The organism is Candidatus Vicinibacter affinis (assembly GCA_016714365.1).
Taxonomy (GTDB): Bacteria; Bacteroidota; Bacteroidia; order Chitinophagales; family Saprospiraceae; genus Vicinibacter; species Vicinibacter affinis.
Genome location: JADJNH010000005.1, coordinates 1,583,577 through 1,605,103, shown reverse-complemented (window position 1 = coordinate 1,605,103; position 21,527 = coordinate 1,583,577). Strand labels below are relative to the sequence as shown.

Below are 21,527 nucleotides of genomic sequence, written 5' to 3'. Positions count from 1 at the left end.
AAATATGATATTAACCTTGAAGCCAATTACTGATTCATCATTACCAACTTAAAGCTCTTGGCAAAACCAGAAGCCTCTACCCGTAAGGTATAAATACCTGCCAACGGCATTTGACTTCTCTTGACTTTGATGAAATTTCTTCCCTTAACAGCGTGTTCAGTTTGTTGACAAATCAACGCACCATTAATATCAAAAATCTTATAAGTATAATTCATTTCTTCTCTGACATCCATAGGAATACTTGTAAGCTCTACAAATGGGTTTGGAATTGGAATACCAAAAACAACCTCGTCCTGTTGCAGAATAGCCTTATTTCCCCATCTGATATCCATCTCTTTAAATTCCGGATCATACAGCTCTGCCTGTAAAACATCCGAGCAAATTCTTACTGTCTGGCCAAAAGTGGTACTAAGTTCACTCCTGAATTCAATGCTAAACAACGACTGCCCGGGTTCAAGAATTACTGATTCATCAGAGGTCCAGGAAACCAATAAAATACCATCATCTGCGAAACGCTCATTTACATTCACATCTTGAAGACTTACCAGTCCTGATTTAAATCCAACATACTGATTTTGATTTGGATCAAACTTCAAGGTAAACTGCATTCCTTGTGCAATTTGTTTCTTCTCAGTATACACATTGATCAGACTGGATCCAGATCCAAATCCACTAAATAAATCTACAGGTTGTGCAGTTCTGGTTTTTATTCCACCCAAACTATCCCAAATGGTCTGACTAACGTCTCCAACTTTGAAACCTACAAAATCAACATAATTCATATTCCCTCCCATTGATTGAATCCTGTATTCCTCAGGAAAATTCTGATACCAGGGATCCTCAGGATCAGGAAATTGATACATTGCATTTATAAATTTCCATGAATTTGAATTTTTGAATTTGTAATCATATCCCAGAATTAATTTCCTCAAAGCAGCCATATCACTTGCCGTAATTACTTTATCTCCGTTTACATCGGCTGCCAACATCCTCCAAGGAGTTCCCAATCCTTTAGAACCTAATATATGCTTTTGAATTTGCAAAATATCAAGCGTACTGATCCCTTCCAAATAGTTTTTCTCCTTTTTTACTTTCACCTGATAATCATACCCAAGTAATAAATCAGGAAAAATATATTTGCCATTAAATTCTGCTTCAATAGTACCTGACAAATTTTCTACCAAAACTACCGACTCCGGAATGGGCTTTCCATAAGGCGTTTGAATCAATCCGGCAATGTTACCTCTGGTTAAGTTGCCCGGACAAATTCTATTATTATCCTGCACAACAACTGTGGATACACAGAAATCCTGTAATCCAGTATACTGATCCGTAACCCACATCTCTACTCTTCTTTGACCTACACTGTCGCAAGTATATCGCCTGTATTTATCAGAACTGTCTCGGCTGAATGAAAAAGTGATGGGATTTCCACATTGCTGATAACTGTTTCTATTCAAATCAGTAGCCCATACATCTACAACCCCTTCAACATCACCATCACCATCTACATCAATTCCATTCAAATTGATGGCCACTCCTGTTAAACAATAAGCTGTTGGAAGTTTGCAATTGATAACACGCACAATCTGAAAACAAACTTCCCGATTACCACATTGGTCTTCAAAAACCCAGATAAAACGATGCTCACCAACTGGCAAATCTCCATCCCAACTAATGGTATTACCCTGGACAGAGTTAGTACTGTCAATCAATCCATTGTTGTATAAATCCAATTTGAAATTTGATCGAATCAAAGCATCAGGGGTGCAATCGTCTACTGCATAATGACTGATCCTAACTCTTTCCTTTAGACAGTCAGCACCACTCAGACACACCATTATGGTATCACAATCATCTCCAATTTTTGGAGGAAGTTTGTTTGAAACTTTTATGATTTGCTCATGTGTCCAATGAGGAAGAATTAAATTGCCCTGTGCATCGTAACTTTGTTGGCACCAGTCAATGACCTTCCATTTCCGCAGAAGTTTAAAGCAAAGCGAGGAGTCCTGAATATAGTTAAAAACATGATCCTCATAACTCGCACCGGGTCTTGAACAATCCACCGATAGGAACTTTGGAAAATCATACCCATCAGGTAAATTCTTTGGTTCCACATTTGCACCGCAAACAAATAAAGTAGTATCTCTTGGCCAAATTATATCTTCTGCACCAAAACTATCAACCGGATTTACATAAATTCTTTGCGTACAGGTATCTAACCTATTCATGTTATCCCTGATTACAAAATTTCTAGCCAAATATCCAAGCCCGCATTGATTTAAAAACGTATCCACATATTCGTGCATGTGCACGATGCAATTATCATAATAATCCGGCTTACCAAACCTGGACAAATCTACTGTATCCAAATGTGGGTTACAAGCCATACTGTAATCATGAGGGCATTTTATAACTGGTGGAGTTTTATCCTGGACTTCTACCTCTACCATACAATCATTGTAGTTTCCACTCTGATCCTTGACTCTAAAAACAACCATCACCTTTTTACCTGCATCCTCACAACAAAAAATCACCTCTTGTCTGAATTGATAATCCTTCACTCCGCATGGCTCTCCAAGATCCATGCGCCTAACAAGAAAACTATCAAGATGACAATCGTCATGACTGCCTTCATCAAAAACTTCCGCTTGTACATGAATCTCATCATCTCGCGTCAAGGTAACCACCACCCCCTGATCACAAACTGCAGTGGGAGGATTTTTGTCCTCTACAGTAATTTTTACACTGCAGGAATCAAGATTGTAACACGCATCGTATGCTCTATAAGTAACGTGATGTTCACCTATAGGTAATTTTATATAACCTCCATTTTGATTCAGCAATATTCCTCCTCCATAAAAAACATCAACATGAATACTGTCCTGACATGAATCAAATACGACTGCTGGTGGCAGGTAAAATGTTGAGGTGCATTCATAAGAACCATTCGTAGTCACCGTGAAATCGTATGGACAATGGACATGCGGTGGCTTGGTGTCAACTATTTCAATGGTTTGTGGAAATGATCTGATCATTGCAGTTCCACACCACCATTCCACCACTCGCCACATTCTGATAATTTTTTTCTTACATGAATTATCTACCACCACAAGATCCTCATAACTCGTTCCCAAATTACAAAACAAATTAAAGTCCGGCCACAATGGATATCCATCGACCGTTGGCACTCCTGTTAAATTAGGATGGGGGTGACCCTTTGCATCTACAGGATATACATCACTGCATTCGATGTGACAATTATTTGAGTGTACAAAATGCTTTGGATAAACTACAGAATCTATCGGAATTCTTTTTAACCATTGGGTATCTGTGCAAACTCTGGATTTATTGCCGTATTTATCTGTGGCAACCCATGATCTAACCACTCTCTTTACAAATAATGGATCACATTGATAAGGCAGCAACTCTTCATTAACTAACTCAATAGTTGGATTTACATCACAGTAATCAAAAAAATATGGTGGCAGCCTAAAGCTGGTATCATTGCAATACAAGGTATCATTGTGACAAAGGATTACCGGTGCAAATTTATCCTCAATGAAGAGCTTTCCCCAACAGGAATTTTTTGACACCGAATCAAATACCATAACAGTCACGTTCATCCCAACTTCGTTTTCTGTTACATAGGGACTGTATGGAAGCAATTTCATGTTATAATCCATAACATCTACCCGATATTTGGCATCAGGACATCTTAAGCCATCGGTCAAAAGCATGGTGGGTAGAATTTTAGCCTCACAATTAGGCCCTAGGGATAAATTTCCCTTACCCCTGCAAGCCAATACGCATTGTGCATCCACCTGTTGGAATAGACCAAAGGCAGCCAACAATACGGCAAATAAAATGGAATTGAAAGAAGGCCCCGAGGGGCATAGTTTTCTTACTCCGAGGCAATAATTAATTGTCGGTAACATACGCTACAAGGTTAAAAAGGTTAGGATTTTCGGATGGTTACATCCTAAAATCTAAAATCATTTTACAGAGGACACCAAATGAAAAGGCTTCAAACTTTTCTATTGGCCAAAATCTTTAAGTAGAAAACTATTAACAGGTGTAAACTTTCAGCATTCGCTGAATTCTCATGGTTGGGCGTGAACACCTTACGGTAATTCACAGCACAAATATAGAAAGGGTATTTCCAAAATTCCAAATTATATATAATTTATTTTTTAATATTTATTTTTAATATGTTTAAATAACTTATTATCAACTTTTTAAACGAATATTTTTTATATTTTATAAGTTTGAATATGTATACTAAAAATAGAAAATTTAAGTTCCTATCCTTCCTTGCCTATTGAATTCGAAGCTTTAATAGTGATTAACTATAAGAATAGATTGAATTTTTTACCCGTTCCTTGTAGCAATTATGGTAGTTCGAATATTTTTTTAATTGGATTGAGTCTTCTTTGATTGATCAATAGCTTGTTTGAAAATTAATTAGGGGCTGCCGATTTGAAAAATAAAGCAAGTGGTTTTATTTAATCCAAGTTACTAACTACTCAGAACCCTTGCCTGATTTTTTAAGAATTCGAAATTCAAAAAGAAAGGAAGACCCCAGTCGGAGTCTTCCCTCAATTTTAATATCCTATTAAATTAGACCTAAGCGGTCCTATCTCTTTCTACTCACTTTGGTTTTGGTATGGGTAGTTTTAACTTTATTACCTTTCGGCCCCTGATGAACGGTTGTAGTTTTAGTTCGGGAAGCTTTTACTTTGTTTCCTCCCGGCCCCGTACCTATAACGGTGGTTCTTTTTGTCGTGCGATAATGCTTTACATTTCCTGAGTTTTTAGTCCTGACCGTAACAGAATGCACTCTCACCGGACTGTAAACCCTATGCGCCCTTACCACCCTGTGGGTAGTAACAACCCTGAATCCAGGTCTGTACATTCTAACATGAGGTCTCCAAACTGCCCATCCTAATGGTCTCCAAGGTCTCCACCAGCCAGGATAAGCGGCCCATCTCCACGGAGATACCCATGGTCTGTAAACAGGTGCATACATAAACCTTATACAAGGCCAACCCCAGACATTTACGACCACATAATTGACAGACAAGTTGGCATCAGGACCTCCTTTTCCTCCACTGGTTTCTTCTTCATACGGCTCCACCATTACGGATTCTCCAAAGATCTCATCATCACCTATAATTTGAAGAATGGCTGATGCTGATCCATCTTTTTCAATTTCAATTACCGCAATATCCTGAGATTCTTGATCGTTTACTACCGCCTGTAAAATCAAAGCGTGAACGTCCTCTTCTGTTTGATCTACAACCCGGATATAATCAATATCCCCATCACCATTCAAATCAAGATTGTTCACTTGATTGGATTCAGTATTTAATAATTTTTCAAACTCTTCCGGACTGGAAGATTTTTTAAACAAATCCAAGGCTCCTTGCAAACTAAAATGATCGCCAGGCAAGCCGGTCTCCTGCTGATCTTTATCTGTATCCTGTGAACGAACACCGAAGGATATTAGAACAAATGTTAAAAAAAAGTAAGTTTTCATTTTATTAATTTTTTGGTAAACAACTCTTTGACTTTATAATTCATAAATAGTTTAATGCAGTAATCAAAAACAAACATACTCACATTCCTAACTTCAACTTACACTATATTTGCAAAGGCAAAATTGCACATTTGACAATTTCTTACAGTGAATCTGAATTGATTACATCACATCATAAGTATCATAAATATATGAAAACATTTTTAGTTTCCCTCCTTGTTATTTTTACCCAAATCATGTCTTTTGCTCAGGCACCTTACAAACTGCCTGAATTGGGTTTTGCATATAATGCGCTGGAACCTTATATCGACGCAATGACAATGGAGATCCACCTCACCAAGCACCACGCAGCTTATGTAAACAATTTGAATGCCGCCCTAAAAGGAACAAACGGTGAAAATTTAACACTAATTGATCTCATGAAGAATATTTCTTCATATTCTCCTGCAGTTAGAAATAATGCCGGTGGTCATCTTAACCACAGCCTCTTCTGGACGATTCTTACCCCCGAAAAAAATACCCAGCCTTCTGCTGACCTCATGGAAGCTATCAACAATCAGTTTACCAGCATGGACAGCTTGAAAACTCTATTAAACAAAGCGGCTGCTACCAGATTCGGCTCAGGCTGGGCCTGGCTATATATAAATGCTGATAAAAAATTGGCCATCTCCTCCACTCCAAATCAAGATAATCCTTATATGGATGTAGTTGAACAAAAAGGAATACCTATTCTTGGCATTGATGTATGGGAACACGCTTACTATTTAAAATATCAGAACAAAAGAGGCGATTACCTTGCAGCAATTTGGAATGTAGTTAATTGGAATGAAGTCAGCAGAAGATATCATGAAGTCATTCCTGTTAAAAAAGGCAAATTTGATGATTGGCCTGAGATAAAAGATTTTCACAAAACTTTGTCAGAGACATTTCACCCAAGTGAGGAGGGTGACCTTAAACCAATTCGTGCAAGAAGTGGAGAAATGGTCAAAAAAGCCATTACCTTATCTAAATCTAAAGTGCCTGCCGAATTCAATAATAAAGGAGTCACAGACGCACTCAAAAAACTTGAGTCCGGGTCAAAAGCATTGGATAAAATTGTTCGCAAAAAAGGAAGTGATAAAGCAGTCAACAATTCTCTTCATCAGCTTCATGAAACCTTTCATGTAATTGTTGAAAAATGCGTTACCAAGGAATAGTTTGATGCTCCACGAATTAATTTAATTTGGTATAAAAAATGGATTATTAGTTGGAATTCCACTCCACGAATATTACAAACTAAATTTAGATCCGATGGATGATCTTAAATGAGTTATTTCTTTGACCTTTAACTTCAAAAATAATCTTCAGGATTTAAAAGTGTCAAGTCTAATAGGCAAGATATAAAAAATACCTCTTTCGATGAACTCATTTATTACAATAAAAAAGTCAGTCAAAACTCACTTGACTTTCACTCAATATTTCATTTTATAAAAGTATTGAATGTTTATAAATTGAGACGAGCCTATTGATTAGTGGACAAAGTATCTTGTTTGAAATTTGGATTTTGCTCATAATCCATGCCACATACAGGACAAACGCCCGGTTTATCAGAACCACTGCCTTGGCAATTCATAGGGCAAATATAAGCGGATGTAAATTCAGGTCCGCTTTGCACTTCTTTACGAATTACAGGTGTCGGTGTTTCTTCCTTTTTAACTTCCTTACAGAAAGAAAATACCAAAACTGTAATTGCTATTAGGTAATAGTTTGTTTTCATTTTAATTTTAAATTTTAGATTAATAAGCTTTTGCAAATAAAACTCTTCGCTGTGAAGGACGGCCGGTTAATATACATTTTCCGCTTTCTTCCACTGCATCTAATGGAATACACCTGATGGTAGCTTTAGTTTTCTCTTTTATCAACTCTTCAGTTTCTGAATTTCCATCCCAGTGAGCATAAATAAATCCACCTTTTTCTTCCAGCGTTTTTTGAAATTCATCCCAGGTATCTACAAAATGAGTGTTAGTTTCTCTGAAAGCTTTTGCCCGGTCAAATAAATTCTGCTGAATTGTTTTTAGTAAATCCTGAACATAATCTGCAACTTTTTCTACTTCCACTAACTCTTTTTCTTTAGTGTCCCTCCTGGCAATTTCTACAACACCCTTTTCCAAATCTCTGGCACCTATACCTATCCTGATTGGTACCCCTTTTAATTCATATTCGGCAAACTTAAATCCTGGTCGGTTCCTTTCATCCTTGTCATATTGAACACGAATATTTCTAACTTTTAACGCTTGCAAAATCTCTTCTCCAACTTTGTCAATCTCTAAGCTTGGTTTTGGAATTGGCACAAGAATTACCTGAATAGGTGCAAGCTTTGGTGGCAGAATAAGGCCATCGTCGTCAGAGTGACACATCACCAAGGCGCCAATCAACCTCGTTGACACGCCCCATGAAGTTGCATACACATACTCTTCTTTGTTCTGATCTGTCAGAAACTTTACTTCAAATGCTTTTGCAAAATTTTGGCCCAGGTAATGAGAAGTTCCAGCTTGTAAAGCTTTGCCATCCTGCATCATGGCTTCTATGGTAAAAGTTTCTTCAGCACCAGCAAATCGCTCATTTTCAGTTTTTGCTCCTTTTATAACTGGCATGGCCATATAATCTTCCGCAAAACGAGTATACACTTCGTGCATTTTCAGAGCCTCTTCTAATGCATCTTGTTCGGTAGCATGCGCTGTGTGACCTTCCTGCCATAAAAATTCAGCAGTTCGCAAAAATGGTCTCGTTCGCATTTCCCAACGAACTACGTTGGCCCATTGATTTATTAATAAAGGAAGATCTCTATAGGAATGAATCCAATCCCTGTAAGTATTCCAAATAATAGCTTCACTGGTGGGTCTGATAATAAGCTCCTCTTCCAACTTTGCCTCAGGGTCCACAATCAATTTAGCTTTGTTATTTGGATCGGTTTTCAACCTGTAATGGGTTACCACTGCACACTCCTTAGCAAATCCTTCAGCATTTTTCTCTTCAGCCTCAAATAAACTCTTGGGAACAAATAAAGGAAAATAGGCATTCACATGCCCCGTATCTTTAAACATTCTGTCCAGTACATCTCTCATATTTTCCCATAATGCATAACCATGAGGCTTGATTACCATACAGCCTCTTACTGCAGAGGTATCTGCCAATCCTGCTTTGTACACAAGGTCATTATACCATTGAGAATAGTCTTCTTCCCTGCTTGTAATTGCTTTTGCCATTATTAAAATTTATTTAACTAAAATACTTTTAAACCTAATTGGATGAAACATGTCTTACTAATGCAGTGCCGATGTTAAAAAACTTTAACTAAGTATGAAGGGTAATTTAATAAGATTTTAACTTCGAACACTTTGCAAAAGTAATAAATTGCAGTCTATATGGATTTCAGTCTCTAATAAATAATATAAACCTCATGAAAACAAGATTATTTTCCGCCATTGCTTTTTTGACTTTTTTCATGTTTGCGTCTTTAGTGAATGGACAATACGATGACGTTTATTACGATCCATCAAAAGACAAATCAACCAATGAATTCAATGATAAAACAGAACAGGAGAATTATAACAGCAGTGTTTATGAAAAAAATGAAGTAAGCCCAGAAGGCTACGACGATGAATTTATTGAAGATGAAGATTATGATTATTACTACAGTTCAAGAATTAGAAGATTCCACAGAAATTATATTGTCACCGATTTTTATGATCCATACTATATGAACATGGGGTTTTATGACCCTTATTTAAATGATCCTTTTCTTTGGGGTAACAGCATAGTTTTTTCATATGGTGGATATTATGATCCGTACAGATTTAGAAGATGGAATAGATATAATAGGTGGAATCCATTTTGGAACAGTTGGGACTGGTGTAATGGATATGCCCCATACAATCCTGCATTCCGTTATAATTATGGATTTTATGACCCTTGGTGCTGGAATGGAAATTGGGGCGGCGGTTACAACAATTGGGGATGGGGCGGAAGCCCATATTATGGATGGAACAATGGTGGGTGGTATTCCGGTCATGGAAACAACAACCAGGGTGGATGGGTAAATACTCCTAATAATCCTAAGGGTACTGTATTTGGAAGTCGTCGATCAGGATTTACGACAACCTCACGAAACGGGCCTGTAAGACTAGGAGGTTCTCCTTCTGTGGATAAAACAAAGCTAGAGAGATCAGAAAGGTTGAATAATAATAATAGTAATCAACCTGAGGCACCTTCATCTCGAACAAGCAAAAGGTATTATAAGGTCGACGACGGTAGTTCTACAACCATAAAACCTTCACCCACTGAAAAACAAAATGAAGAAAGAAAATCCAACAGGGATAAATTCAATCCACCCTCTTCCCAGGATAGACCTGATAGATCGCCAACTCCTAATAATGAAAAGGTAAGAAAAGAACCCAGAAAATTTAATTGGGACGATAAACCTTCAGGGGTAAAACCTTCTGAGTCCTTACCTAAACAAAATAAAGAAACAAAACCTGAAAGACGAGATAGAAAAATGGATCAATCTTCAGGTTCCTCTTGGAAACCAACTGAAACCGAAACCAGGTCATCAAGAGGATTTGAAAATTCAAATTCTGGAAGAAGTTTTGACAATGGCTCAAGACCGTCAGAACGTCCATCGAGTGGATCCAATTCAAATAATCAGAATTCTGGTAATACATCCGGCGGTCGGAAGTCACCAAGATGATTTTTGAAAAAATAACAATCACATAGGTAGGTAACAAAGGGGGGAATTATATTGCTTTATAATCCTCCCTTTGATTACGATCGAATTTTAAAGCAGAGCCATTAAAATTGAAGTTCCATGAAAAAATTTCTCAACCACAAATTGATACTTAGCTTGTTTTTTATATTGCTATGCAACAGTAATCAGCTTTTTGCTCAATTAACATCAGATGCCTTGAGATATACAACTATAAGACCACTGTCCACTGGTAGAGCGGCCGGACTGAACGGTTCTGTTGGTGGTATCGGTGCTGATTTCAATGCCATCGGCTTAAATCCCGCTGGCTTGGGACTCTTTAGAAAATCGGATTTTACCATTACCGGATTCTATCAGGTCTCCAATGTGAATTCAATATTAACGGGTGATCCAGGCAATATTTCAAGTGAGAGAATTTCTGATCAATTCAGCTTGGGTGGAATAGGCCTTGTAATCACAAGTAAACCAAAATTTTCAAAATGGAGTAACTTCAATTTTTCAATGGGCCTCCATCAAACCGCTGCTTTTAATCAGAAATTCTTCTTTGAAGGAAAAAGCCAGGGAACTATATTAAACAGATACCTGGAATTAGCAAGAGATAACAATTACGATGATGGAAGAGGAATTCATAAGGATGATCTGGATGGATTTGAAGCCGGACTTGCTTACGAAGTCGGGGCTATTTATGATATCGATCCCGATCCTAACAAGTATGTATACAGCTCTGATCTCGCCGGTTACAGAACCTATCAATTACCCAAAAGTGAATTTATAAATGAATCTGGCAAGGCTCAGGATTTTTCTTTATCATTTGCAGGAAATTATTCAGAGTTTGTTTCAATGGGATTGACATTGGCTATGCCTTTCGGGTCGTATAATTTAGAGAGGACCTACAAAGAAAAAGAAGCTAAGACAGATGAAGTTCTTCCATTTAAAGAATTGGAATTTAATGAAAATGTAAGCAGCAGTTATAATGGCATACAGGGACGATTTGGCATTATTGTAAAACCAGTGAATTCCTTTAGGATTGGATTATCATGGCACACACCGACCTACCATTGGTTTTCTGATCAATTTACCACATCCTTATCGTACACATTTAAGGATACCAAGGGTCAGGAAAGTTATGAGAGTTTCTCACCAGATGGATACTTTACTTACAGGTTAACAACTCCCATGAAGTGGATAGGAAGCTTGGCCTATGTGCACAAAAATGGATTTATCAATTTGGATGTAGATTACTACGATCCCTCAAGATCAAAGTTCAATCTCACTGCTGACACGGACAATAATGCTGAACTCATCTACCAAAACCAATTGAACCAGGATATTAAGAAACAATTCAAATCGGTCATCCAATTCCGTTTGGGAGGAGAAATAGCATTAGACAAACTAAGGATTCGTGCTGGATATGGACTGCTCAGTTCTCCATATGCAAACGTAGATGATTTCTCTCATTCTTACAGTGCCGGACTTGGTTTGAGATTTAAACGTGTTTTTTTGGACCTAGGATATCAATTGGTCAACACAGAAATGGGACACATTCCATTTAGCACAGGTAATTCTGATTTCAATGGTGATGGAAAAATTGATGCAGTAACTTCAATGGCCACCAATACAGTCAATCAAAATATGCTTTTAGCCACAATTGGATTTAAGTTCTAATGATTGGTTTTAGCGTACAATCAATTTAACACGCCTAACTTAATTAGCTTTACAAAGACCGTTATTGAGTGAAACTCCGGTATCTACCATTTGGCTATTAGCAGAAATTAGGGCTAAATTCCATTCCTGCAAAATATTCAACATTCGAGTCATTTGATAAATGACCTGGTTATTCATCATTGCATCTTCTACAAGTATTAATCGGTTAAATATTCTTTGAAAATAATCAATATTGGGGCTTATATATTCTCTACCTGCTATCAGATATTTGTTTTTCAATTCCGCAGCCTCATTTAGTTTTTTCGCAGATGCTTTAATCTCATCACACCCAAAATCAAGCTCACTCAAAGCCAAAAAATCAGGATTTACATCTCGCACTTTCGAAATAAAAGGTTTCCACATTTCCAATGTCGTATCTGCAAGTTTCTCCAACTTCATCAAATACTCCTTTGTCTCAGGTGAATTATCTGGACTGTAGGTAAGAGAAAAACTGTTGTCTTGTGCTTTCCTTTCCCATTTTGTTAAATAATCACTGACTTGCTGGTCAAAATGCTTTAACTCATAATTCATATCCCAGCTGACAACCCTTTTAAATTCTTTTCCATCCTCCAAGGTTTCCACTTGATATTCTAATTTTGATTGAGTAAAAGCAGCACCTATGGTCTGTGGTATTAAGGGAGCCTTCTGGATCAGTGAGTTTAGATTTTGTTGGGAACTTAAAGTAATCGGTATTAAGAATAAATGGAAAATCCAACAGGAAAAACATTTTACCCAAGAACCTAAATAAAAACATATTTTCTTCACAAACGCTAATTTACAAAACTCAAACAGAATTGAGATACAAAAAAAAAGCCGGTAGAAAATTCTACCGGCTCCAAATTAATTTAAGTAATATTTTAATAGACCCAAAGATCATGCTCGAAATTGAGCAATTCATTTTTAATCCTATCAGACTCTAAAAGAAGTTTTACCCCATCATTTTCACCGGCAAAAATATCTTTCAATCGAAGTTCTTCAACGTTAGATTCTTTAAAAATATAACTGGAGAAAAATCTTCCATCAAATACGTCTGCCCATGTTCCAGGTGAAATATCATTCTTTTCATTGAAAACACGCTCTTTTGAGAGTAATTTTCTGGCTTCCGGATAATAAATCCAAAACATAGGACCCTCATATTTGATCACTCCAGAAGACTCATCAACTTCTTGTTTAATTGGAGCGATACCTAAAATCCTACAATTTAACCTGGAGGATTCCTTATCAAAGTACCACATTTCCTTTATCCTGAAAGTCTTAATGTCATTAAAGTCTATGTCGTTGACCACTATTTTCAATTCCTCTACATAAGTGTCGGGATTCCATACAGGCACGGTATCCACAGAGTGGAGCATTTTCTGCAATGCATCACCCACTAAAGGTTTCTTAAAATCATCTTCTCCAAATATCTTAAATTCACCACTCTCCGCAGCATCTATGAGGATTTTGAAAAATGGTCTTGAAGGATACATAAATGGCTGATTCATTTTCTCTCTGACATCCAATACTCGCCAAATCCTTTTCTGCCAAACAATATCGGCTTCACGAATGGGCTCATAAGCCAACATCCTTTGTTCAAGGACATTCTTACGCTCAATGATATCATCGAGATATCCTGTGGTATCTTCAAGAATTGATGACTCAGTAACTTCTTCTTCATCAATCTGTGCCTTAAGGTTTACAAAGCCCAGACTAAGGATGAGGAGGAGTAAAGAAACTCTTAACTTATTCATGGAATTGATAATTTTTTACTTAACTAGAAAAGACATCTCGTTCAAAATCCTCGCGGCCTGATCTCCCGGACATCTTGCTTTAATTTCTTCAAATATATAACGGTCACCCGGCTTAGCTTTTGCGATCAATCCGGCAACTTCTCCAACAAATCTTCCACCCTGATTCAATTTAATTTCAGGGTCCTGACGAGGAGCTACCCTAACCAATCGGAATTCAGTGATCTGACATTTTGCATCAAAATCAAATCCTTCCAAAGCTGGAATGATTCCCTGCTGGGCTTTGAAAGTTCCATTAGGCATTTGACCTCCTTTCTTATCAGAAAGCATTGGAGTAGGAGTTGGAATTTTCTTTGCTCTAAATTTGAAGGCTGTAGGCTGAAGACCTCCACCACTTAAGGTGATGGTACATTCTCCCTGTTGACCAACAGTAGCTGTATATTTACCTCCTCCTAATTTGTTAAGGCTAATTCCGGAACCTGCTGCATCAACTTTTAATTGTGCTGAAGGCACACCGGCTGCTGAAATGGCAACTGGATTGTCAACCCCGATGTAAAAAACGTTCATCTTTTCAGCTGAAACGTTACAGGATCTTTCCCCAACTTCAAATTCAAATTCTTTCTTAAAGCTCTGTACTTCTCCGGTAACCGGATTTTTCATGGAAACTGTTGCAGAATATTTTTTCATCCCCACCTCACCGGCAGTTGTTGACCATTTGGCAACACCATCAGCATTTACAGGAAGGTTAGCTCCGTTTACAGAAATATTGATGCCGGTATTAGAAGCTGCAGAAGCTGAGGCAGACATAAACACGTCAGTTTCAAATTTTTCACCCTTAATTACATAAGATTTGATTGGAGCAGACACCACTGTAAACTTATCCAATACGACGGTTTTATCAGTTCCTACTTTAGAAAGCAAATAGTTTAATACTGCATTCTCAGTACTTTTTGCATCATTGATAAATTTAGTGAATATCGGCTGACATGCGCCCAAAGGCATTTGTTTGAAAGTAAACTCTTCCCAACTTTTTTTGGTAGAGGCTTTCCAAGATTCGTCATCAATATTCAAAGTTATTTCATTGGCAAAGCTTGCTTTATCTGCATCATCAATGAAGGTAAGAAACTTATTCCTGGCTTCCAAAATCTTGTTTTTTAACTCAAGACCTTTTCCACCTTTAATCAAGATTCTGGTTGTTACATCCTTATCTTTCTTTCCCTTCAATTCTTTTTTAGTCCCCTTAATAAGGTAATCTCCATCATCAACTGATCCATTCTTATTTCCAGATTTATCAATCAGATCGTTGACCATGGCCTCTACATAAGAGCTAAACTCTTTGGAAACTACTGATGGCTCTTTGGCAATTGCTCCATATTTTTCATATTCCTTTTTCTTTTTGGAACCATCGATGATCTGCTGTGGAATGTCCGTATTGGACTTGTCTAAAGCATGATTTGATTCCTCTAGCCCATGGTTAACCATTTTAAAGGCATTGAATATCTCCGCTGAAACGTTTAGCGCCAGAAGAGCCGTGAGCACCAAGTACATGATATTGATCATCAACTGGCGCGGCTGCTTAGGTATTGACATTTTTTTCTATTTATGGTTATATAATTTGTGAATAAATAGATTTCGGATTATTGGTTTCCACCCATGGTCTTGTAAGCACCAAGAATATTACCGTACACAGAATTAAGACTTGTAAGGTTCTTGTTCAATGCTGCAACCTGATCTTTGTATTTCTTTGTATCATCTAAAGAAGCTCCTAATTCAGACATGGCTTCATTCATTTTTGAATAAAAATTACCCATGCTTTTGATTTGATCCCCAGTCTTGCTGAAATCAACTTCCTGTAGGGCTTTAAGTGAACCTAAGCTTTTAGACATGCTTTGCAATTCACCAAGCATTCCACCTAATTGATTTTCAACTGCTTCTCCATTCAATGGCCTAACTCCACCTTTGGTTGGTCCATCAGTCAATGGATTAATTCTTGAAGCATAATCATCCAATCCTGGGTATAATTTTTCCCAGTAGTAATCTTTTTCTGGAGGAAGTATACCTAGCATCAAGAACAAAATTGCTTCAGTAACGAGACCTACAGTGATCATAATATCAGCACCTTCCAAGGAAAGGATTTTGAAAAGCGCACCGATCATAACAACGGACGCACCCACGCCGATTAAAAAATTCTTTGCGTATTTGAAAGTGTTTGATTTGATGAAGGACATTGTTTGAAGTTTTACGATTAAGTGAAAGAATATTGTTTGTTAAATGTGAAAATCAAATTTATTCTAGAAATCATTTACGGACCTGCCAAGGAAAGTCAGTACAGTACGGAAACCCACATAGGATTTAGAGGTATCTTGAAATTCCCAATTACGAGTTCCATTTTGAAGGTAATAACCTATATCTTTCCATGAACCACCACGAACCACCTTTCTCTTATAGGCTTCAGGATCCTCAGGTTTAGCATCGTATTTAATATCAGGATTCATATCGTGTACAAAATTATAGGCATTGTCGTAGTATGCACTTTCTGTCCATTCTGCAACGTTTCCAGACATATTGTACAATCCGTATTCATTTGGAAAATAGGCATCCGCTTTTACAGTATATTGTCCACCATCCTCGGGGTAATTTCCTCTACCAGGTTTGAAATTAGCTAAAAGGCAACCTTTGGCATTTCTTAAATAATAAGATCCCCAAGGGAACATTGCAATCTCTTTGCCCCCTCTTGCTGCCCATTCCCACTCTGATTCTGTTGGCAATCTGAATTCTTCAGAATTTGGCTGATCTTCACCTTTATATGTATTCCAAAGCATGGTTCTCCAATAGCAGAAAGCCCTGGCTTGTTTCCAATTGATTCCTACAACAGGATAATCGTCAAATGCCGGATGAGAAAAATAATTTCTGGTGAAAGGCTCATTGTAAGAATAGGTATAATCCCTGATCCAGCACAAGGTATCTGGATAAATGTTGGTTTTTTCTTTATGAATGATGCTGCTTCTCTTAAGGTCTTTGCCATGTGCTGCCAATTGCCAGTCTTTCCATTCCCATTCGTAAACAAACTTACGGGTATCTAATTCGACTATGCCTTTAAAAGCGTCAGCTCCCTGAAAATTCATATCTTTTAAGGTTTCATCTTCCCAATCAATTTCCTGTTCCCAGTCAATCAATTCAGATGTACCATCCTCACTCTCCTGAAAATGTCCCAATGCAGTATGGGCTAAGGAATCCCTTACCCAATACACAAATTGACGAAATTCGTTGTTGGTGATTTCGGTATCGTCCATATAGAAGCCCGAAATTGAAATTGTTTTTGCTTTTTGGATATTGGTGTTGAAAAAATCCTGGTCATTCTGCCCAATGGTCAAGGTTCCGGAAGGAACATACACCATACCAAAGGGGTTTATCCCACCCCATTTTGGTCTTTCTAGAACACCAGTTAATTGTCCGTCTTGCTGTTTTTTTCCGCATGAAGCTATAAAAAGAGCTAACAAAACTAAAAGAGAGAGATTCAAATTCCTCATTTGGTTCAGATTTACCTACTATGTCTTTAAAAAAAGTGCGTAAATATAAAGCTGTTATAGTTACTGCACAAATTTAATTTCGAAATTTAATTCAACCTTGATTTTTAAGTCAAGAGTTAAACTGGAAAACGAGTTCAAAATTAAGCTTATTATATAAAACTAAAAAATTATTTTATTTCTTTATCTAATACAAAAAAATATGTGTAAAGATTTGTTCATTAATAATTTATCACCATCTGGGGTTGTAAATGATCGGTTTACGTTTATCCCGGTACCCAGAATCCCATTCATATTTTAGTCCAAATTCCTGATTTAGGCCAGAAATTTGGTCGCCTAATTCGTTTACAGGCCATTCAATGCCATAATTGAGCCAAATTTTTTGATTGAGTTTGAATCCAAAAAATAACCCAATTGCATCTATAGACTCTGACTTGTAGCCACGAAAGTTTATACCACCAAAAACATTGCCATTATAAACAACACGGCTCATCAATTCAGTCTGAAGTTCAACAAGATCAGAAATAAGAAATAAATGATTGTAAAAATTGAATTTTTTAACATTAAATTCTTTTATAAAAACACTTCTCAGTGAATAATTTTTTTTGTAATAAGAATTAATAGGTTGATTGAATTGAATTACCGGAAGATTTATATCCGCACCCCAATCAAACCAGTTCGACTGTAGATATATGGCAGGTTGAAAGGATATAACATTTGAATTCAATGAACCAATTATTAAGTTTGGATCTTTATGATCAAATCCACTTTGATCGTAGACTCCTCCAGGGGTTCTGATAGCAGTTCCTCCCCAATTCCCAAATTCATACCCAACTCCCCCTCCAATTGAAAGGAGAATTATCTCCATTGGAAAAACCTGGTTGTATGAAACCAACATTTGAGTAGATTGGTGCAGACCTAGCTGGTCATGTGAGAGCGCAAAACCAGCCGCACCTTGCAATTGCTTTATTGGACCACTCAAACTAATCATTGCAGTCACTGGCCTTCCGGGAATTCCGGTCCATTGATCCCGATAACTTAAACTTGCCTGATACTTGCTATTTAAACCGCAGTTGGCTAAATTCATCCGATATGGATCTAAATAATGGCCCAAAGAGGGTGCTTGCTGTTGAGCATTCATGAAGCTCCCTATAACGAGAAATACAAAATGAATTACAATTCTCATTTTCTAATGTCAGTTATTAATTGATTCCATGAATCCTTAATTTCTTTGGGGCCTTTTGCTATAGGAAAACACATCTGTTGGCTGCAAAATTGTAACTCATCCTCAGCCAATAATTTATCTTCACACACCAAATATCCTGTTGCAGTTTGGTCCTTTAGGTAAAGGTACACAGAATCCACATTCTTGCATTTCACCAATATTTGGTTTCCATTAATTTGTTGGTAAAGATCAATCCAACTCATTGAAGAGAAATAAGATCCTTCCACCTGAATTAAAGCTTTATGCAGCATAGATTTGGCACGTTGTTGATATTCCTCCAACTCAGTGATCTGGTACATTGCCCATAATACGGAGGCAATTATTGCATTTGGATTTGGGGTGGAATGGTCTAATAATTCAATCCCCTGACCTAAACTATCAAGATGATTTTTCGAATGAATATTGTAAAAACCGGATGGATGAATAAATTCTTCATTCAGGAGTTTTAAAACTTCTTCAATTCTTTCAAGGTAGACAACATTAAGACTAATTTGATGAGCGCTCAATAAAGCATCCAATAAGTAAGCCAGGTCCTCTAAAAAGGCAAGTCCCACTCCCTGGTCTCCGGCCAAATAACGGTAAAATTTTAATTCCCTTTCCCCAATTTTATAGCGCTCCCAGATGCGATCTACTAAGGATAAGGCCTTTAACTTAACCTCCTTGTCAACCAAACAAATATATAAATTGCAATATGTTTTGACTATTAATGCATTCCACCCAAGAATTAATTTTGTGTCAACTGATGGCCTTACTCGGGTGTTTCGAAGAGAATTCATTGTAGAAAGTCCGGCTTGTATTTTGAGCAGCTTTTCAAGATTAATTTTTTCTCCAATTACCAAGGTCTCTTCATTTAAACATAATACATGCTTATCTGCCTCATGCATTGGTACAAGTTCCAGTAATGGCCTAACAAAGTTGTAATCTTCACCAAGGCAAGATTGAATTTCAGATTCAGTCCAAACATAAAATTTACCTTCTTCTCCATCACTGTCTGCATCCATTGCTGCATAAAAGAGACCGGAAGAAGATTTCATTTCTTGTTCCCAAAAATCCAAGCTCTTCTTGATAAAAAATAAATAACCATGTTCATGATAGTTTTGGTGCACTTTAGCCAATAATTGTAAGATCAACGCATGGTCATAACCCATCTTTTCAAAATGAGGAATTTTCCATGCTCTGTCTGTTGTATATCTGCAAAATCCACCAGCAAGATGATCAAACATGCCTCCCAAACACATTTTTCTAAGTGATAAATGAATGTGTTTAATGGCTGTCCATTCATCGAACAAACCTTGGTTTTTTAAAAGAAATTCCAAAGCTTGTGTGTTGGGAAATTTCTGTCCAAAGCCAAACCCTCCAAATTCTTTATCCATAACTTCACCAAAGATTTTCGCAACATCCCCTAACAATTTTTCAGAATTGCCGGCTTCCGTAAAATCAGCTTTTTCGGTTGTCAATTTAGGAGAAAGCGCTTCCACCAACTTTTGACCCTGCAATTCAAGTTCTTTTGGTTTTTGAATAAATGCTTTATGAATGGCTATTAAAAGTTCTGGCCAGGAGATTCTCCCGTATTTTCTGATCGGGGGAAAATAAGTCCCCCCATAGAATGGCTTCAGATCAGGTGTCAAAAACACATGTAAGGGCCAACCTCCTGAGACACCAAGTAGTTGTACTGCGTTCATCATGTATTGGTCAATATCCGGTCTCTCTTCACGATCCACCTTGATGCAGATAAAAAACTCATTCATGATGGCTGCAATATCTGCATCTTCAAACGACTCGTGGGCCATGACATGGCACCAGTGACAAGTGGAGTATCCAACACTCACCAAAATTGGCTTATTGGTTTCGATGGCCAACTTTAAAGTTTCAGGAGACCAAACTTTCCAATGCACCGGATTATCTTTATGTTGCAAAAGATAGGGGGATTGAGCTTTCAGAAGTTCATTCATATCAGATCGAGACTTAATCCATCATAGGCCAAAAAAACTTGATTTGGCAGGGTTGATTCTATTTCACTGTGAAGGCCCATTTGATGAGATAAATGGATGATGTAAGACCTTTTTGGGTTTATCTGTTTTATTAAATCAAGACACTCTTCCAAATTCAAATGAGAATGATGCTCTTTGTGTCTTAGAGCATTGATTACTAAACAATCAACCCCATATAGCTGATTAATCACCTCCTGTTCAAGAATTTTGGCATCCGTAATGTATGCGAGGGGGCCAATTTTAAAAGAAACAATTGGCAGTTTCCCATGCCAAATCCTCAAGGGTAAAATTTTGCAATTCCCAATGGCAAATTCTTGTCCGGCAAAAATTTCATGAAGCCCAACCTCGGGAATACCCGGATAGTCATTTTCACCGAAAATATATCCAAATCTGATCTTCAAATCATCAAGGACCAGTTTTTCTCCATAAAAAGGGATTTCTTCCCTTTGGTTGAAATATATAGGTCTGATGTCGTCAATTCCTGCTGTATGGTCAGCATGTTGATGAGTAAGCAACACAGCATCGACCCTTTGAAACCCATTCCTGAGCATTTGCTGTCTAAAATCCGGGCCTATATCAATGAGAATACTTTGGTCGTCAAGTTGAATATAAATTGAAGTTCTAAGCCTATGATCCTTAGGATCTTTTGAATTGCACACTTTACAATCACAACAAATAATTGGGATTCCCTGTGAAGTGCCAGTACCGAGAAAGGTAATTTTCAATTAAGTAAGCAGGATTATTTACTGTTCTGCGGCTCTAAGATCGATAATGTTGCGGTAATTTTTCATAGAATCTTCACTGAGTGTACTGCTGTCAAGTGGAAGTTCAGGAATAAGGTCATAAAGGCAATTCATCCTCCCCTCAACATCAAAAAATTTATTGATCACCAGCACTTTCTGTGCCTCCACTCTGCAGTAACCGGATTGAAAATAGCCTTGCTCGTATCTAACCTTATATCCTAAATCGTGACATAGGTTTTCAAGTTTCTTTAAATTAGTCCTGGTATACTTCATTACTTGGTTGGCAAAAATTCCTGCTGCAAATTAAAGGGAATAATTCATGATAAAAAA

16 protein-coding genes are annotated in these 21,527 nt (G+C 37.3%); 3 read left to right on the top strand and 13 right to left on the bottom strand.

Annotated elements, in window-relative coordinates:
* Nucleotides 1-26: 26 nt before the first annotated feature.
* Nucleotides 27-3,938, bottom strand: coding sequence for an HYR domain-containing protein (locus IPJ53_06355; GenBank protein MBK7798712.1), 3,912 nt, complete (start codon nucleotides 3,936-3,938; stop codon nucleotides 27-29).
* A 698-nt stretch (nucleotides 3,939-4,636) separates the two neighbouring features.
* Entirely contained in the window at nucleotides 4,637-5,539 is a 903-nt protein-coding gene (locus IPJ53_06350; protein MBK7798711.1) for a hypothetical protein, read from the bottom strand.
* Nucleotides 5,540-5,775: 236 nt separating this feature from the next.
* Here IPJ53_06350 and IPJ53_06345 point away from each other — a divergent pair, with 236 nt between their 5' ends.
* Nucleotides 5,776-6,735 carry a superoxide dismutase gene (locus tag IPJ53_06345; protein ID MBK7798710.1) on the top strand — a complete coding sequence of 320 codons (960 nt, stop codon included), beginning with the start codon at nucleotides 5,776-5,778 and terminating at the stop codon, nucleotides 6,733-6,735.
* Between the two features lie 305 nt (nucleotides 6,736-7,040).
* Here the strand turns inward: IPJ53_06345 and IPJ53_06340 are convergent, their stop codons facing one another.
* On the bottom strand, nucleotides 7,041-7,295 hold the full coding sequence (locus IPJ53_06340; protein ID MBK7798709.1) for a hypothetical protein: 255 nt from the start codon (nucleotides 7,293-7,295) through the stop codon (nucleotides 7,041-7,043).
* Between the two features lie 19 nt (nucleotides 7,296-7,314).
* The gene (locus IPJ53_06335; protein ID MBK7798708.1) at nucleotides 7,315-8,784 is read right to left on the bottom strand and encodes a proline--tRNA ligase; all 1,470 of its coding nucleotides are present in this window, start codon (nucleotides 8,782-8,784) and stop codon (nucleotides 7,315-7,317) included.
* Nucleotides 8,785-8,978: 194 nt separating this feature from the next.
* Here IPJ53_06335 and IPJ53_06330 point away from each other — a divergent pair, with 194 nt between their 5' ends.
* Both IPJ53_06330 and IPJ53_06325 read left to right on the top strand, forming a co-directional pair.
* The gene (locus IPJ53_06330; protein MBK7798707.1) at nucleotides 8,979-10,265 is read left to right on the top strand and encodes a hypothetical protein; all 1,287 of its coding nucleotides are present in this window, start codon (nucleotides 8,979-8,981) and stop codon (nucleotides 10,263-10,265) included.
* A gap of 117 nt (nucleotides 10,266-10,382) precedes the next feature.
* On the top strand, nucleotides 10,383-11,945 hold the full coding sequence (locus IPJ53_06325; protein ID MBK7798706.1) for a hypothetical protein: 1,563 nt from the start codon (nucleotides 10,383-10,385) through the stop codon (nucleotides 11,943-11,945).
* A gap of 39 nt (nucleotides 11,946-11,984) precedes the next feature.
* On the opposite strand, the gene IPJ53_06320 is transcribed toward IPJ53_06325, so the two are convergent.
* The 9 genes from IPJ53_06320 to IPJ53_06280 all read right to left on the bottom strand — a co-directional run bounded on the left by IPJ53_06320 (nucleotide 11,985) and on the right by IPJ53_06280 (nucleotide 21,470).
* Nucleotides 11,985-12,749 (bottom strand): hypothetical protein, encoded by a 765-nt coding sequence (locus tag IPJ53_06320; protein ID MBK7798705.1) that lies wholly within the window; start codon nucleotides 12,747-12,749, stop codon nucleotides 11,985-11,987.
* A gap of 92 nt (nucleotides 12,750-12,841) precedes the next feature.
* Nucleotides 12,842-13,714, bottom strand: a complete 873-nt coding sequence (gene gldN, locus IPJ53_06315; GenBank protein MBK7798704.1) for a gliding motility protein GldN — start codon at nucleotides 13,712-13,714, stop codon at nucleotides 12,842-12,844.
* Nucleotides 13,715-13,729: 15 nt separating this feature from the next.
* Nucleotides 13,730-15,301: a hypothetical protein gene (locus tag IPJ53_06310; GenBank protein MBK7798703.1), complete on the bottom strand. Its 1,572-nt coding sequence runs from the start codon at nucleotides 15,299-15,301 to the stop codon at nucleotides 13,730-13,732.
* Between the two features lie 47 nt (nucleotides 15,302-15,348).
* A complete protein-coding gene (locus IPJ53_06305; GenBank protein MBK7798702.1) occupies nucleotides 15,349-15,939 on the bottom strand; it encodes a gliding motility protein GldL in 591 nt (196 codons plus the stop codon).
* 63 nt (nucleotides 15,940-16,002) lie between these two features.
* Nucleotides 16,003-17,241, bottom strand: a complete 1,239-nt coding sequence (locus tag IPJ53_06300; GenBank protein MBK7798701.1) for an SUMF1/EgtB/PvdO family nonheme iron enzyme — start codon at nucleotides 17,239-17,241, stop codon at nucleotides 16,003-16,005.
* A gap of 229 nt (nucleotides 17,242-17,470) precedes the next feature.
* Entirely contained in the window at nucleotides 17,471-18,424 is a 954-nt protein-coding gene (locus tag IPJ53_06295; GenBank protein MBK7798700.1) for a type IX secretion system membrane protein PorP/SprF, read from the bottom strand.
* Nucleotides 18,421-20,415, bottom strand: a complete 1,995-nt coding sequence (locus IPJ53_06290) for a thioredoxin domain-containing protein (GenBank protein MBK7798699.1) — start codon at nucleotides 20,413-20,415, stop codon at nucleotides 18,421-18,423. Before IPJ53_06290 ends, IPJ53_06295 begins: the two co-directional genes overlap by 4 nt.
* On the bottom strand, nucleotides 20,412-21,179 hold the full coding sequence (locus IPJ53_06285; GenBank protein MBK7798698.1) for an MBL fold metallo-hydrolase: 768 nt from the start codon (nucleotides 21,177-21,179) through the stop codon (nucleotides 20,412-20,414). The genes IPJ53_06290 and IPJ53_06285 overlap by 4 nt, the downstream gene beginning before the upstream one ends.
* Nucleotides 21,180-21,197: 18 nt before the next feature.
* Nucleotides 21,198-21,470, bottom strand: a complete 273-nt coding sequence (locus tag IPJ53_06280) for a hypothetical protein (GenBank protein MBK7798697.1) — start codon at nucleotides 21,468-21,470, stop codon at nucleotides 21,198-21,200.
* Between the last annotated feature and the right edge of the window lie 57 nt (nucleotides 21,471-21,527).